The sequence below is a fragment of the Clostridium carnis genome (genome assembly GCF_054657435.1).
Genome location: NZ_BAAHYS010000001.1, coordinates 1,179,892 through 1,195,821, shown reverse-complemented (window position 1 = coordinate 1,195,821; position 15,930 = coordinate 1,179,892). Strand labels below are relative to the sequence as shown.

The window sequence follows — 15,930 nt, the reverse complement described above, 5'->3', positions numbered from 1 at the left end:
AAGCCTATATAATAAATTATTTCATATAAAAATTTTTTTATAATAGTAAATTTAAAATATTTAATTAAATGTAGTGGGTATTTAAAACAAGAAGAAAAATGAGAATAAACTTAAAAATCTTAGTTAATCTTATCCTAGTGTAGCTTGATGATAAAAATGTAATAGAGTATAATAGATACTATTGAAATACAATATATTGTATATGGAGGTCTAATAAATGCTATATGTAGTTAAAAGGGATGGTCGAGAGGTACCATTTAATTCAGTTAAAATATCTATTGCCATTAAGAAGGCGGGGGATGATTCAGGGAAAAAGCTGAAAGAAAGTGAAGTGCTTGGCACAATACAAAAGGTAATTAACTATATAGAACTATCAGGTAATGAGAAGGTAACTGTTGAAGAAATTCAAAATTTAGTTGAGAAAGCTTTGCTTGATGGAGGCTATGCAGATATTAAGACTGCATATTCAAATTATAGAAAACAAAGAACCAAGGTTAGAGAGATAAAGTCTGATCTTATGAAGGCTATAGAAAAGATAGGCATTGAAACTGATAGAGATAACGCAAATGTAGGTAATAATTTTAGTTCAAAATTACTAAGAATAGCATCAGAATCTAACAAGTGGCATAATTTAGCTGCCATGCCGAAACATTTAGCTAAAGCTCATGAAATAGGAGATTTATATTATCATGATTTAGATAGCTATAATTTAACTACAAATTGCTTGCATATTCCAACAGGTGAAATGTTGAAAAATGGGTTTAATACAGGGTATGGAACTATAAATGCACCAAAGAGAATAGAAACAGCAGCAGAACTATCTTGCATATTATTACAATCAACTCAAAATGATATGTTTGGAGGTCAATCACACCCTGATTTTGATAATGATTTAGGGGAATTTGTTAATCCTACAAGGAATGAAATAAGAAGAGAATTGCAAGAACTTGGAATTGATGATGAGAGATTAGAGAGTTTAACGGAAAAGAAGTTAAAGGAAAGAATACATCAAGCAATGCAAGGTGTAGTATATAACCTAAATACTATGCATTCAAGAGCTGGGTCACAAGTTCCTTTTAGTTCAATTAATTTAGGAATACCAAATACTAAAGATGCAGCGTTAGTATGTGAGATATTTTTATTAGAGTATGATAAGGGATTAGGCAAGGGGGAACAACCTATATTTCCTAATATAATCTTTAGAGTTAAGGAAGGTGTTAATAGAGATGCTTGTGATGAGTATCACTATTTATATAAACTAGCATGTAATGTTGCAGCTAAAAGAATGAATCCTACATTTATGAATATAGATGCAGACTTTAATAAGGAGTATTATGATATGGGTTATATGCCCGCCACTATGGGATGTAGGACATATCTTATGAAAAATATTAATGGTGAGCCAGGTTGTAAAGGAAGAGGAAACATAGCTCCAACAACAATAAATTTACCAAGAGTGGGTATTCAAGCAAATGAAGATATAGAGAAATTTTATGAAATATTATATACAAGGTTAGAATTAGCTAAGGAATCATTACTTCATAGATATGGTATATTAAAAAAATTAAAGGTTAAAGACTTACCATTTGTAGCAGGGCAAGGCTTAATGAAGGGATCTGAAAATTTAAGTCAAGATGAATCGATAGAACCAATATTAAAGCAAGGGACATGGGGAATTGGATTTATAGGTTTAGCAGAAACTTTAATAGCATTAACTGGAAAACATCACGGTGAAGATGAAAAAAGTAGAGAGCTTGGTGTAGAGATTATTAGTTACATTAGGCAATATATAGATAGGATAACAGAAGAGACTAAGTTAAACTGGAGTTGTTATGCAACACCAGCAGAAGGTCTTTCAGGGAAATTTATAAAACAAGATAGAAGTTTATTTGGAAACATTAAGAATATAACAGATAAAGATTATTATACAAATAGTTTTCATATACCTGTAAACTATCCTATTTCAATTAAAGATAAAATAGATATAGAAGCACCGTATCATAAACTTTGTAATGCAGGTCATATAAGTTATTTAGAAGTAGATGATCTTCCAAGTGGTGAAGCTATTATGGATATTTTAAATTATGCTTATAAAAATACAAATATAAGTTATCTAGGAATCAATTTTCATATAAGATATTGCAAGGAGTGTGGTACTCATTTAAATAGTAGCCAATCAAGGTGCAATAAGTGTGGAAGTCATAATATTCAAGGTATTTCAAGAGTTACAGGATATTTAAGTTTAGATGAAAGATTTGGACCAGGTAAATATCAAGAAAGAGCAGACAGAAGATCGCACACAGGAACTAATAAGAATAATTATCAAGTACTATAAAAGAAGGATATTAGAACTTATTTTTATGAATAAGTTTTAATATCCTTTTTAGTTTTAGGTAAAGAAAGAAAATTGCAAGATTGTATAAAAAAATTGCAATAAATAGTGTTGTAAAGGTAAAAAATATTTTTTATAAGAAAAAAACTGAATAATTTTTAAAAAATCCTGCAATTTTTGTCAAAATTAACATGGTAATTACTTGTTTTAAAAATTTTCGTATGATAAAATTATCATAAGAAAAGTATAGAAAAACAGTAATATTATACAAAATGTATAATAAATTGGGGCAGAAATATATAAGCAATAAGCAATAAATTAAGAAGGGGGATAAATTAATGTCAGTTAAAAATTTAGAAAATGGAAAGTCTATTTATATTGTAGATACTACATTAAGAGATGGGGAACAAACTGCAGGGGTAGTTTTTGCAAATCAAGAAAAAGTTACAATTGCAGCAATGTTAAGTGATTTAGGTGTAGACCAATTAGAAGTTGGTATACCAGCTATGGGTGGAGATGAAAAAGAAGCTATTAAAGAAATTGTAAAAAGAAATAAAAAAAGTAGCATAATGGCATGGAATAGAGCTGTTATAAAAGATATTGAACATTCTATAGATTGTGGAGTAGATTCAGTTGCTATTTCAATATCTGTATCAGATATTCATATACAACATAAATTGAAAACTTCAAGAGAATGGGTACTTGATAATATGTTTAAAGCTGTAGAGTTTGCAAAGAAAAATGGTTTATATGTATCAGTAAATGGTGAAGATGCTTCAAGAGCTGATAGAGAGTTTTTAGTTCAGTTTATAAATGTTGCTAAGCAAGCAGGCGCAGATAGATTTAGATATTGCGATACTGTTGGTATAATGGAACCATTTATTATTAGAGATAATATAAATTATTTGTATTCTAATACTGGATTTGATATAGAAATGCACACTCATAATGATTTTGGAATGGCAACAGCTAATGCAGTTGCAGGAATTAATGGAGGAGCATCTCATGTGGGTGTAACTGTAAATGGATTAGGTGAAAGAGCTGGAAATGCAGCACTTGAAGAGGTTTTAATGGCATTAATGTTTGTTTATAATTACCAAGGAAATATAAATACAACTATGTTTAGAGAAGTATCGGAATATGTTTCAAGGGCATCAGGTAGAGTATTACCTGCATGGAAAGCTATAGTTGGAGATAATATGTTTGCACATGAATCTGGAATTCATGCAGATGGGGCTATAAAAAATCCGAAAAATTATGAGGCTTTTGATCCTGATATAGTTGGCTTAGAAAGGCAAATAGTTATTGGTAAACATTCAGGTAGAGCTGGAATTGTAAATAAATTTAAGGAGTATGGAATAGAGTTAGATGATTATGCTTCACAAAAAATCTTAGAAATGGTAAGGACAAGTTCTGTAAGGTTAAAAAGGAGTCTATTTGATAAGGAGTTAGTTCAAATATATAAAGAATATATAAGGTTGGAAAATAATAAGGAAAATTAGCAATAAGCAAAAATATTATTTATAAAAAGGGGGATTAAGTAAATGGGTGATAATTTAGTTTATAAAGTATTAAAAAGCCATTTAGTAGAAGGTAAAATAAAAGTAGGAGAACCTATAGGGATAAAGATAGATCAAACATTAACACAAGATTCAACTGGAACTATGGCTTATTTACAACTAGAAGCTATGGGCATAGATAGAGTAAAAACAAAAAGATCTGTTGCTTTTATTGATCATAATATGCTACAACAAGGATTCGAAAATGCAGATGATCATAAATTTATTCAAACAGTAGCATCAAAATATGGTGTATATTTTTCAAAACCTGGAAATGGTATATGTCATCAAGTATTTTTAGAAAGATTTTCGACTCCAGGAGAAACTCTAATAGGTTCAGATAGTCATACACCAACGGCAGGTGGAGTAGGAATGTTGGCAATGGGGGCAGGAGGATTAGATGTTGCTCTAGCAATGGGGGGAGGAGCGTATTATATAAGTACCCCTAAGGTTTGTAGAATAAATTTAGTTGGAAAATTAAATAAAATGGTGGCAGCAAAAGATATTATTCTAGAGGTTTTAAGAAAACTGACAGTTAAGGGAGGAGTATCTAGAGTATTTGAATATGCAGGTGATGGAGTTAAAACTTTATCAGTGCCACAAAGAGCTACAATTACTAATATGGGAGCAGAACTTGGAGCAACAACATCAATATTTCCAAGTGATGAAAGAACTTTAGAGTTCTTTAAAGCTCAAGGAAGAGAAAAAGAATGGGTTGAGTTTAAGGCAGATAAAGATGCTATTTATGATGAAGAAGTTACTATTAATTTAGATAAACTTAAACCTTTAGTAGCAAAACCACATAGTCCTGATAATGTTGAAGAAGTTAGTAGTGTTGGAAAAATAAAAATAGATCAAGTTGCTATAGGGAGTTGTACAAATTCATCTTATGAAGATTTAATGAAAGTATCGAAGATACTAAAGGGAAAGAAAGTTCATAAAGATGTTAGCTTGGTTATAGCACCTGGATCAAGACAAGTTATGGAGATGATGGCTAGAAATGGAGCTCTTGCAGATATAATAGGTTCAGGAGCAAGAATTTTAGAAAATTCATGTGGGCCATGTATAGGGATGGGACAAGCACCAGGAACAAATGGTGTTTCATTAAGAACATTTAATAGAAACTTTTATGGTAGAAGTGGAACATTGTCGGCTAATGTATATTTAGTTAGTCCAGAAACAGCAGCAGTATCTGCATTATATGGAGTTCTTACAGATCCAACAGAAGTTGATATTGATGTAAGTATAGATATTCCAGAAGAATTTTTAATAGATGATTCTATGATTTTAAAACCATCAGGGATAAATGAAGAGGTGGAAGTTGTTAGAGGTCCTAATATCAAGCCTTTCCCTGTAAATAAGGAGCTTGGAGAGTTGATAGAAGGGAAGGTTTTAATAAAGGTTGAAGATAATATAACAACTGATCATATTATGCCATCAAATTCTAAGTTATTACCATTTAGGTCAAATATACCTTATTTAGCAGAGTTCTGCTTTAATACTGTTGATACGGAGTTTCCAAATAGAGCAAAAGAAAACAATGGTGGATTTATTATAGCCGGAAATAATTATGGTCAAGGTTCAAGCAGAGAACATGCTGCCTTAGCACCACTTTACTTAGGAGTTAAGGGAATTATAGCAAAATCATTTGCAAGAATTCATAAAGCTAATTTAATAAATAATGGTATAATACCTATGGAGTTTGAGATAGAGGACAAATATGAGGAGATTGATTTATTAGACGAGTTAATGCTAGATAATATTCAAAGTGCACTAAAAGAAGGATTTGTTATAGTAAAGAATATAACTAAAGATATTGAATTTAAGGCTATACTTTCTTTAACAGAAAAGGAGATTGAAGTAATTAAAGCTGGAGGAAGGCTTAATTATGTAAAATTATCAGATAAATAGAAAAAAACCTAAGTTTATATTATAAGCTTAGGTTTTTTATAAATATTTATATAAGATAATGAAGAGATTTTTATATAATATAATGTATAATAATTCTATAAATAAATATATGGAGGGCTTTATGGGAAGAAAAATAAATAGAAAAAATAACAAAAGATTACCTCTATTTATAGGTATTTTTATTTTATGTATATTAGGAGTATTAAATATTAATAGAATAGAATATTTTATAAAACAATCGATAAAAGATATTATAAATATAGAAGATAGCATTAATGAAAATACTAATGAAGAAAAACTTAAAGAAGAAATTAAAAGCATTGAAGTAGTAGCTACTGGAGATTTTTTGATACATAAAGAAATATTAGAAACTCAATATAATCTGCAAAATGATAGCTATGATTTTACAAATAATTTAAAGTATATCAAAAAGTATTTATATAATGCAGACATAGCTATTGCAAACTTAGAAACTACCTTAGCGGGAAAGGAAAATTACGATTATTCAGGATATCCATCTTTTAATACGCCAGATTCATTAGCAGATGCTATGAAGGAGGTAGGAATAGATGTTGTTGCTAATATGAACAATCATGCATTAGATAGAGATGTAAGAGGATATAAAAGAACTAGAGAAGTATTAGTAGAAAAAGGTTTTGATGTAATAGGTAGTAGAGCAAGTACGGAAGATAAAAGATATATAATAAAAGATGTAAAGGGAATAAAACTTGGAATAATATCTTATGGATATACAATGACAGCAGGAAGTGGAGGTAGAGGCTTAAATGGAACAGAAATTTCATCTGATTTACTACCTTTAATGAATACATTTCATCCTAACGATATTAATCAAGATTTACAAAGCATGAGTGAGCAAATAGATAACATGAGAAATGACGGTGCAGAGGCTATAATATTTTATATGCACTGGGGAGATGAATATGAGTTAGAGCCAAATTCTATGCAAAAGGAAATGGCCCAATTTCTAGCGAATAAAAAGGTTGATATAATTTTTGGAACACATCCACACTCATTACAACCAATTGATATTTTAAAATCATCAGATGGAACAAGTAATACAGCTGTAATATATTCAATGGGAAACTTCTTATCAAGTCAAAGAACTGAGAGAATAGGAAATCCATATACAGAAGATGGTGTTATTGTATCTATTAATATAAGTAAAAATATGAATACAAATAAAATAGATGTAGATACTCCAAAGTATATACCAACTTGGGTAAATTGGTATGAAAAAGAAGGAAAACTTTTTTATGAAGTTGTACCAGCAACTATTTATGATGCAGATTATTTAACTGAAAATGGAAAAGTAAGGGTAAAGGAATCCTTTGAAAGAACAAAATCTATTATTGAAAAATTTAATAGTAATATAAAGGTTAAATATGATTAAGTTTGTAGTATATAAAAAATATATTCGTAGTTAATAATGTTAATTTATTTGATTAAGCTTATATTATATAAAAAATTAACTTAGGAGATATTAAAGAATTAATTATGATAGGAGTGATTACAATGAATAAAAATATAAGGTTATCCGGAATAGCTTATGAAAGCTTAGTTAACGGGCCAGGTATGAGAAGGGTGTTTTTTTCTCAAGGGTGTAATCATTTTTGTAAAGGGTGTTTTAATCCAGATACACATGATTTTTTAGGGGGAGAAGAAAGAGATATGGATGAACTTATACATGATGTTTTGGATAATCCAATGCTTAAAGGAATAACTTTTAGTGGTGGTGACCCTCTAGAGCAAGCTGATAAGTTTTCATATATGGCAAAGATATTTAAAAAAAATAATCTAAATATTTGGTGCTATACAGGATATACTTTCGAATATATATTAGATAACTTAGATAAAAGAGTAGGGTGGAAAGAACTTTTAAATAATATAGATGTTTTAGTAGATGGAAAGTTTGATTTAACAAAAACAAGAGAAGGTCTAAGATTTAGAGGATCTACAAATCAAAGGATAATAGATGTTAAAAAAAGTTTAGATACCAAAAAGATAGAAGTTTTAGACTATAATTTTTAATTATAGTTATAATAAAAGTATTTACAACTACATTCTAACTTAATGTAGATAAACTACAAATAATTATTAAGCTTAATAAGGTAACATTTTTAAGAGGTGAAGCTATTGAAAGAACAAATAATGAGAAAAATATTTAATGGATTTATATATATACATATATTACATCATGCAAAGATGAAACCATTTTATGGAACATGGATGATAGAGGAGCTAAAAGAACATGGATATAATATAAGCCCAGGAACATTATATCCTATGTTAAAAACTATGGTAGAGGAAGGATTATTAGATAAAGAAGAGAAAAATGTAAATGGTAAAATAAGAAAATATTATAAGTCAACAAATGATGGAGAGTATTTATTAAAAGAACTTCAAGCAAAACTTAAAGAATTAATAAGAGAAGTTCCAATAGAGAATTAGTAAAAAGAGATGTAGGTATATATTAAAATACCATTACATCTCTTTTATTTGCAAAAAAATTTAAAAAATGATATTATCGAATTACGATATCGAGTTATGATAATAAAATCTTATCAAATGTTAAAGAAGAGGTGTTTATGGGAAGTTTAAAAGTAAAAGATATATCTTTAAATATAAATAATAGTAGTATTTTAAAAGGAATAAATTTAGAAATTAATAAAGGAGAATTTGTTTTTATAACAGGTCCATCAGGAAGTGGAAAAAGTTCTTTATTAAAGTTAATGGGTGATTTAATAAGTCCAACAAATGGAACAATATTATATAAGGATAAAGAGTATTTTAGTTATAAACCTGAAGAATTAAGAAAAATGATTTCATACTGTAATCAAACTCCATATTTATTTGGACAAACTGTTAAGGAGAATTTAGAGTTTCCTTATAAAATTAGAAAGCAAGAGGTTGATTATGGAAGAATAAAAGAGTTATTTAAATTAATTAATTTAAAAGATGATTATTTAAATAAGGGAGTAAATGATTTATCAGGCGGTGAAAGACAAAGGATAGCACTTATTAGAAATGTTATATTTAATCCTGAAATTCTTTTATTAGATGAGGTAACTTCAGCCTTAGATGAAGAAAATAAGAGGCTGATTGAAATATTAATTAGAGAAGTTAATAAGTTAGGAATTACTGTAGTTTGGGTAACTCATGATATTGAGCAAACTAAAAGATTTAATAGTAGATTGATTAAAATAAATTCTGGTAAATTAGAAGGAGACATGCAATGAATAATGTATCTTTAATTTTAACCTCATTTTTATTAGTAATACCAATAATTATATCTTATAAAGAAAAACTGCAACTTGAAAAAGAAATAATAATAAGCATAATAAGGGCTGTAATACAATTAGTAATTGTAGGATATATTTTAGAATTAATATTTGGAGCAAATAATAAGGTTATAACTGTTGTTTTAATAACAATAATAATTTTTAATGCTTCTTATAATACTATAAATAGAGCAAAAAATATAAAAAGACCATTACTTATATCTCTTATATCAATAACAAGTGGAACAAGTATTACATTAGGTGTGCTAGTGATTTCAGGTGCCATTAAATTTGTACCAAATGAAGTTATAGCTGTATCAGGAATGATAGTATCAAATTCTATGGTAGCTATAAATTTATGTTATAAAAATTTAGATGTAAACTTTAAAAGAGGAAGAGGGGAAATTGAAGCAAAATTATCATTAGGAAGTAATATAAAAACAGCCTCAATGGATATAATAAGAGAAAGTATAAAGGTAGCAATTATGCCAACGATAGATTCAGCAAAGACTCTAGGAATAGTCTCATTACCAGGAATGATGACAGGGTTAATATTAGGGGGGGCATCTCCACTAGTAGCTATTAAATTTCAAATTATGGTTACATTTATGTTATTAACAGCAACTACAATTTCAGCTATGTGTTCAAGTTATCTTGCTTATAAATCATATTTTAATGATAGAGCTCAATTAATAGTGTTAAAAGATATAAACTAATAAAGTCTATGAAATTAATAAAATATTGAAATTTTAGATTATTAGGTGCTATAATAAGCAAAAAGAAATAATATTCGTATATGCCTGAAAATATGGTTCAGGTGTTTCTACTAGGAAACCGTAAATATCCTAACTACGAGTATATGAATTAATTTATGTACCCTTTTGTAGGGTTCTTTATTTCATATATTTATAGGTTTGGAAATCCATACTTTAGAGCAGAGGGTAAATAATAAATAGAGGAGATAAGGAAAAATGCAAGCGTTAAAGGAAAAAATACTTACAGAAGGAAAAATAAGAGAAGGAAATATACTTAAAGTAGACTGTTTTTTAAATCATCAAATGGATATAAAATTTTTCAATGAAATGGGAAAAGCATTTAAAGAAAGATTTAAAGATGTAAAAGTTGATAAAATACTTACAATTGAAGCATCTGGAATTGGAATAGCAGCTATTGTATCTCAATACTTTGATTATGTACCTGTAGTATTTGCAAAAAAGACTGAAAGTTTAAACTTAGATAAAGAAGTTTATGAAGCAGAAGTTCATTCATTTACTAAAAAGAAAACATATAAAGTAAGAGTGGGTAAGAACTTTTTAAATAAAGGGGAAAATGTATTAGTTATAGATGATTTCTTAGCTCAAGGATGTGCTACAAAAGGTATGATGGATATATTAAATCAAGCACAAGCAAATCTTGTTGGAATAGGTATAGTTATTGAAAAAGGTTTCCAAGATGGTAGAAAAGTATTAGAAGAAATGGGAGCAAAAGTTGAATCTTTAGCTATAATAGATAGATTCGAAAATAATACTGTTATATTTAAATAAAAATAATTAACTTAATAAAGATAATAATTGAAATACATAAAAATCCATGATTATAAAAGTATAAGTTTTTATAATCATGGATTTAATTTTAAACTTAAATAAAGTATTTGTTAGTAGAAATAAAAAAAGCGCCTAAGCGCTTTTAAATAAATGGGGGATGGGACCTGTATTAAACAGGTTTTTGTATCTACATTAGTATTATGTACAATAACTAAGAAATTTATACAAAAATTTTTAAATTATTTAAATAATAATTATTATCCATTGAAGCTTATGTTTAATAGTGGTATTATAGGTAAAAGATATTTTTTAGGAGGTAATTTATATGAATATAGGATTTAAAAGCATGACTTGTTCAGAAGTAGATGCTTTAGTAGTTTATTTATTAGAAAAAAAAATAAGCACTCCAAATGAAGAGCTTAATAAATTTATAAAGGCTTTAGAAGAAAGAGAATTATTTTTAGGCAAAAAGGGAGAGTTATATAGCTTTACTAGAGAAAAAGACTCTAAGCTTCAAACGGTTATATTAATAGGATTAGGAAAAGAAGAAGAGTTAACTTTAGAAGAACTTAGAACTGCTTCAGGAAAGGGTGTTAAAAAGTGTAAGGAATTAAAGCTTTCTAGCATAACTTTAAGAATTCCTGATACTGAAAAAATAGAAAAAGCTGAAATGGCAAAAGCTGTTGTTTACGGAGCTAAATTAGCAAATTATAAATTTGATAAATACAAAACTTCTAAGAAAGAAGAGAAAGAACTTAATGTATCAATAGGAGCTCATGGAGTAGATGATAGTGTTAAGAAAGAAATTATTTCTGCTATAGAAGAAGGAATAACAATAGCAGATGGAGTTATAATAGCTAGAGATTTAGTTAATGAACCATCAAATGTTATTTATCCAGAGACTTTAGCAAATGAAGCTGTAAGTGTTGGAGCAGAAAGCGGATTTCAAGTTGAAGTTTATGATGTAGAAAAAATAAAAGATCTTAAAATGGAAGCATTTTACAATGTAGCAAAAGCAGCAGAAAAAGAACCTAAATTTATTGTTATGAGATACTTTGGTGACAAAGATAATAAGGACAATATATTAGGATTAGTAGGAAAAGGCTTAACTTATGATTCAGGTGGATATTCAATAAAACCAACTGGAAGTATGGTTGATATGAAATCAGATATGGGTGGTGCAGCTTCTGTTATTGGAGCTATGTCAGTTATAGCTAAAAGAAAATTAAAAACTAATGTAGTTGCTGTAGTAGCAGCTTGTGAAAATCTTATTGCAGGAAATGCCTATAAACCAGGAGAAATAATAGGTTCAATGGCAGGGAAAACTATAGAAGTAGTTAACACAGATGCTGAAGGAAGATTAACATTAGTAGATGCAGTTCATTATATAATAGAAAAAGAAAATGCAAAAGAAATAATAGATGTTGCAACGTTAACAGGTGCTGCATTAGTGGCATTAGGAGAAACAACAACAGCTATTTTAACAAATAATCAAGGTTTTTATAATGAATTAAAAGTAGCTTCAGATTATACTGGTGAAAAAATATGGCAATTACCAGCCTTTGAAGAGTATAGAAAACTTATTAAATCAGATATAGCGGATTTAAAAAATAGTGGTGGAAGATTTGCAGGAACAATAACTGCTGGATTATTTATTGAAGAATTTGTTCAAAATAAGCCATGGTTACATTTAGATATAGCAGGAACATCTTGGGCATCTGCTAATAGCGATTATTGCATTAAAGGGGCTACTGGAGCACCGGTAAGTACACTTTATCAATTAGTTAAAAATAGAGAAGATAAATAAAAGTAGAGACAGTAGATGGATATGTTTAAAAACAAATCTATCTATTGTCTTTTGTTTTTAAAATCTAAGAACTTCATAAGAATATTTTATATTTATAAAAACATTTTTTATAACATTAATTATATTATTCATTTAGATAGGTTTTTCTCCATTGAGAAGGTGAGATAGTATATTTCTTTTTAAATGCTACTGAAAAATTAAATTGATTAGAATAGCCTAATAATTCAGAAATAGATGAAATAGATAAAGTAGTATCTTTTAATAAATCACAGGCTTTTGACATTTTATATTGAATTAAAAACTCTTGAGGTGTTATATTCATATGGTTTTTAAAAATACGGCTGAAGTAGGATTTACTTAAATTACATCTATTAGAAACATCTTCAACAGAAATATTACGATTATAATTGAATTCAATAAAATTTAAGGCTTCACGAATATAAAATTCATTTAAGTTATCTATTTCACTTAAGGTACTATTTATTGAAGATTCAATAAGAGAATTAATAAATAAGTATAAGTTTCCTATTATAAAACTTGGATTTTTTTTGGGATAATTAACAATATCCCTCATTCGTTTAATAATTTCAATCGAACAATCCTTTTCTTTTGCTTTAAATATTGGGTTTTTGGGGTTTAACCCGACTTCTTCCATATACATCTTTGCTTTTAATCCATTAAATTCAATCCACATATAATGCCAAGGATAATTTTCATCAGCTTGATATGAACAAATAGCATTTGGACAAATTAAAAACCCTTCCCCAGCAGAAATTTCATAATATTTTTTTTCAAAATTTTCAGAATCCACTGGAAAAAATTTCCCTTTTCCTGATATTACATAATGAAATAAATAATTATTTTTAACTGTAGGACCTATTGAATGCAGTGGATCACATTGCTCAGCTCCAAATTGAATTGGTTTTAAATCAATATAATTTTCATTATTAAAAATATAAGTTTCAAATTTAGACATAAATACCCCCATAAAATATATGATAAAATTACAATATATATGCAAATATGAAAAAAGTACAAATATTAATATATTTAAGAATAATAATAACATAGAATAGTAACGTTTTCAATGATAGAATTTATATAAATTAACTTAATAACAAAAAATTTACAATAAGTTAATTAAATTTTAATTATATTTCAGGAGGAATGGGTATGAAAATGAGAAAGAAATTTGGATTATTAATTTTTAGTCTATGTATTGTATTTTTAGTTGGTTGTGGAAGCAAAGGAAAGGGAGAATCTAGTAATGGCAATGTAACAATTTCATATGCTATATGGGATTCAGGTCAGGAAAAGGGATTGCGTAAAATGGCTGATGAATTTGAAACAAAGAACCCTAATATAAAAATTAATATACAAGTTATAGGATGGAATGATTATTGGACAATGTTAGAAGCAGCAGCAACAGGTGGATCATTACCAGATACATTCTGGATGCATTCTAATGAAATTTATCGTTATGGATCTAATGAAATGTTATTGAATTTAAATAATTACATTAAGGATAGTAAAGAGGTAAATTTAAAAAATTTTCCAGAGGAATTAAATAAAATTTATAATATAAATAATAATCAATATGCAATTCCAAAAGATTATGACACTATTGGATTATGGTATAACAAAAAAATGTTTGATGAAGCGAATATAGCATATCCAGATCAAAGTTGGAATTGGGAAAAACTACAAGAAGTTGCAAAGAAATTAACAAAATCAGATGGAAGTCAATATGGAATTTTAGCTCCATTACACAATCAAGAAGGTTATTATAATTTTATATACCAAAACGGTGGAGAAGTTATAAATAGCGATAAGAAATCAGGATATGATAATCCAAAAACAATAGAGGCTATGAAATATTATTTTAATTTATCAAAAGAAGGCTTATCACCTAAGATTTATAATGATAAAGAAAGAGCAGAAGCTTTACAAAATGGACAAGTAGCCATGGGATTTTTCGGTTCTTGGAACTTAAGTTCTTTTTCAGAAAATGAATATATGACTAAGAATTTTGATGTTGCTGTACTACCTTCAGCAAATGATGGAAAAAGAGCAACAATATTTAACGGACTAGGTAATGCAGCTTCTGCTAAGACAGAACACCCACAAGAAGCTTGGAAATGGTTAGAATACTTAGGATCAAAAGAAGGACAAGAAAAACAAGGAGAATTAGGTGTAGCTATTCCGGCATATAATGGAGCAGCAGAAACATGGGTAGAAACAAATAAAAAATTTAATACAAAAGTTTTTACAGATATGGTAGAGTATGCAAAGATAAGACCATATTCTAATTCTACTGCTAAATGGGAAGATAAGGCGACAGAAATTCTAAAAAAGGCATATCTTGGAGAAATTTCAGTTGAGGAAGCAAGTAAAGAAACTGCAAAAATGATGAATGATTATTTAGCTGAAGAGAAATAAGTTTAATAAAAAGCAATAGTGAAGTATAAATATAGTAGCTATTGCTTTTTTTATTAAATATACAAAGTATAAAAATATGACAGTCAAGGAGAAGTAATTATGGAATTGGGAGAAAAGAAGTTATTTAAAAAGTTTTTTATTCCTAATAAAGAAAGAACGGAATGGGTTTGGGGTTGGCTTTTAATAGCACCAACAATTATTGGATTAATTATTTTAAATATTATTCCAATATTCCAAGTTTTAAAGATGAGTTTTTTCGAAAGTGGTGACTTTGGAAAAAATGATGTTTTTGTAGGATTTAACAATTATATAAAGTTATTAGGAGATAAACAGGTATGGCAAGCAACTATTAATACCCTTAAATATACATTTTTTGTTGTACCATTAAATGTAATTCTTGCTCTTATTTTAGCTACAATATTAAATAAAAAAATAAAGGGTAGAGGATTTTATCGTACTATTTATTTTATTCCAATGGTAGCTGCTCCAGCAGCTATAACAATGGTTTGGAAATGGTTGTATAATACACAATTTGGATTAATAAACCATTTATTAGAAAAAATAGGGATACCAAAAGTAGATTGGATAAATGATCCTAATATAGCAATGTACTCACTAATAATTATAGGAATTTGGAGCACTATTGGATATAGTATGGTATTGATTTTGGCAGGGCTTCAAGAAATACCAAAGGATTATTATGAGGCTGCAACTATTGATGGAGCTAATTCTGTAAATAAGTTTTTCAAAATAACCCTTCCTCTAGTTTCACCTACATTATTTTTCGTAATTGTTACTAATATAATTCAATCAATGCAAGTATTTGATGTAATTTATATGATGATAGATATAACAAGTCCTGCTTATGATAAAACTGTATCACTTGTTTACTTATTTTATAATAATGCATTTAAATATTCAGATAAAGGATATGGATCAACAATTATTATATTATTATTAATAATTATTTTATTATTTACCTTTGTTCAATTAAAATTACAAAAAAAATGGGTAAATTACATGTAGATAAGGAGTTGAT

Annotated in this window: 13 protein-coding genes and 1 riboswitch; of the genes, 12 read left to right on the top strand and 1 reads right to left on the bottom strand. The window is 28.0% G+C overall.

From position 1 onward, the window contains the following. Positions 1-217 precede the first annotated feature (217 nt). The 10 genes from nrdD (at position 218) to ACYQ1T_RS05475 (ending at position 12,452) form a co-directional block, all read left to right on the top strand. On the top strand, positions 218-2,335 hold the full coding sequence (gene nrdD, locus ACYQ1T_RS05520; RefSeq protein ID WP_459832692.1) for an anaerobic ribonucleoside-triphosphate reductase: 2,118 nt from the start codon (positions 218-220) through the stop codon (positions 2,333-2,335). A gap of 335 nt (positions 2,336-2,670) precedes the next feature. Next, a complete protein-coding gene (gene nifV / locus ACYQ1T_RS05515; protein WP_459832689.1) occupies positions 2,671-3,834 on the top strand; it encodes a homocitrate synthase in 1,164 nt (387 codons plus the stop codon). A 42-nt stretch (positions 3,835-3,876) separates the two neighbouring features. Further along, complete coding sequence (locus tag ACYQ1T_RS05510) at positions 3,877-5,802, top strand: aconitate hydratase (RefSeq protein WP_459832687.1); 1,926 nt, start codon at positions 3,877-3,879, stop codon at positions 5,800-5,802. Between the two features lie 121 nt (positions 5,803-5,923). Further along, positions 5,924-7,213 carry a CapA family protein gene (locus ACYQ1T_RS05505; protein ID WP_459832684.1) on the top strand — a complete coding sequence of 430 codons (1,290 nt, stop codon included), beginning with the start codon at positions 5,924-5,926 and terminating at the stop codon, positions 7,211-7,213. A 122-nt stretch (positions 7,214-7,335) separates the two neighbouring features. Continuing rightward, positions 7,336-7,851 (top strand): anaerobic ribonucleoside-triphosphate reductase activating protein, encoded by a 516-nt coding sequence (gene nrdG, locus ACYQ1T_RS05500; RefSeq protein ID WP_459832682.1) that lies wholly within the window; start codon positions 7,336-7,338, stop codon positions 7,849-7,851. 105 nt (positions 7,852-7,956) lie between these two features. Next, positions 7,957-8,271 carry a PadR family transcriptional regulator gene (locus ACYQ1T_RS05495; RefSeq protein ID WP_459832680.1) on the top strand — a complete coding sequence of 105 codons (315 nt, stop codon included), beginning with the start codon at positions 7,957-7,959 and terminating at the stop codon, positions 8,269-8,271. Between the two features lie 137 nt (positions 8,272-8,408). Next, positions 8,409-9,059, top strand: coding sequence for an ABC transporter ATP-binding protein (locus ACYQ1T_RS05490; RefSeq protein ID WP_459832678.1), 651 nt, complete (start codon positions 8,409-8,411; stop codon positions 9,057-9,059). After that, on the top strand, positions 9,056-9,817 hold the full coding sequence (locus ACYQ1T_RS05485) for an ABC transporter permease (RefSeq protein ID WP_459832676.1): 762 nt from the start codon (positions 9,056-9,058) through the stop codon (positions 9,815-9,817). The genes ACYQ1T_RS05490 and ACYQ1T_RS05485 overlap by 4 nt, the downstream gene beginning before the upstream one ends. Positions 9,818-9,871: 54 nt before the next feature. After that, positions 9,872-9,973: riboswitch (purine riboswitch) on the top strand. 99 nt (positions 9,974-10,072) lie between these two features. Beyond that, complete coding sequence (locus ACYQ1T_RS05480; protein WP_459832675.1) at positions 10,073-10,645, top strand: xanthine phosphoribosyltransferase; 573 nt, start codon at positions 10,073-10,075, stop codon at positions 10,643-10,645. A 325-nt stretch (positions 10,646-10,970) separates the two neighbouring features. Beyond that, positions 10,971-12,452 (top strand): leucyl aminopeptidase, encoded by a 1,482-nt coding sequence (locus ACYQ1T_RS05475; RefSeq protein ID WP_459832673.1) that lies wholly within the window; start codon positions 10,971-10,973, stop codon positions 12,450-12,452. 124 nt (positions 12,453-12,576) lie between these two features. On the opposite strand, the gene ACYQ1T_RS05470 is transcribed toward ACYQ1T_RS05475, so the two are convergent. Next, complete coding sequence (locus tag ACYQ1T_RS05470) at positions 12,577-13,428, bottom strand: AraC family transcriptional regulator (protein ID WP_459832670.1); 852 nt, start codon at positions 13,426-13,428, stop codon at positions 12,577-12,579. Positions 13,429-13,631: 203 nt separating this feature from the next. On the opposite strand from ACYQ1T_RS05470, the gene ACYQ1T_RS05465 reads away from it, so the two are divergent. Both ACYQ1T_RS05465 and ACYQ1T_RS05460 read left to right on the top strand, forming a co-directional pair. Continuing rightward, on the top strand, positions 13,632-14,891 hold the full coding sequence (locus ACYQ1T_RS05465; RefSeq protein WP_459836468.1) for a sugar ABC transporter substrate-binding protein: 1,260 nt from the start codon (positions 13,632-13,634) through the stop codon (positions 14,889-14,891). A 99-nt stretch (positions 14,892-14,990) separates the two neighbouring features. Further along, positions 14,991-15,917: a carbohydrate ABC transporter permease gene (locus tag ACYQ1T_RS05460; protein WP_459832668.1), complete on the top strand. Its 927-nt coding sequence runs from the start codon at positions 14,991-14,993 to the stop codon at positions 15,915-15,917. The last annotated feature ends 13 nt before the right edge of the window (positions 15,918-15,930 follow it).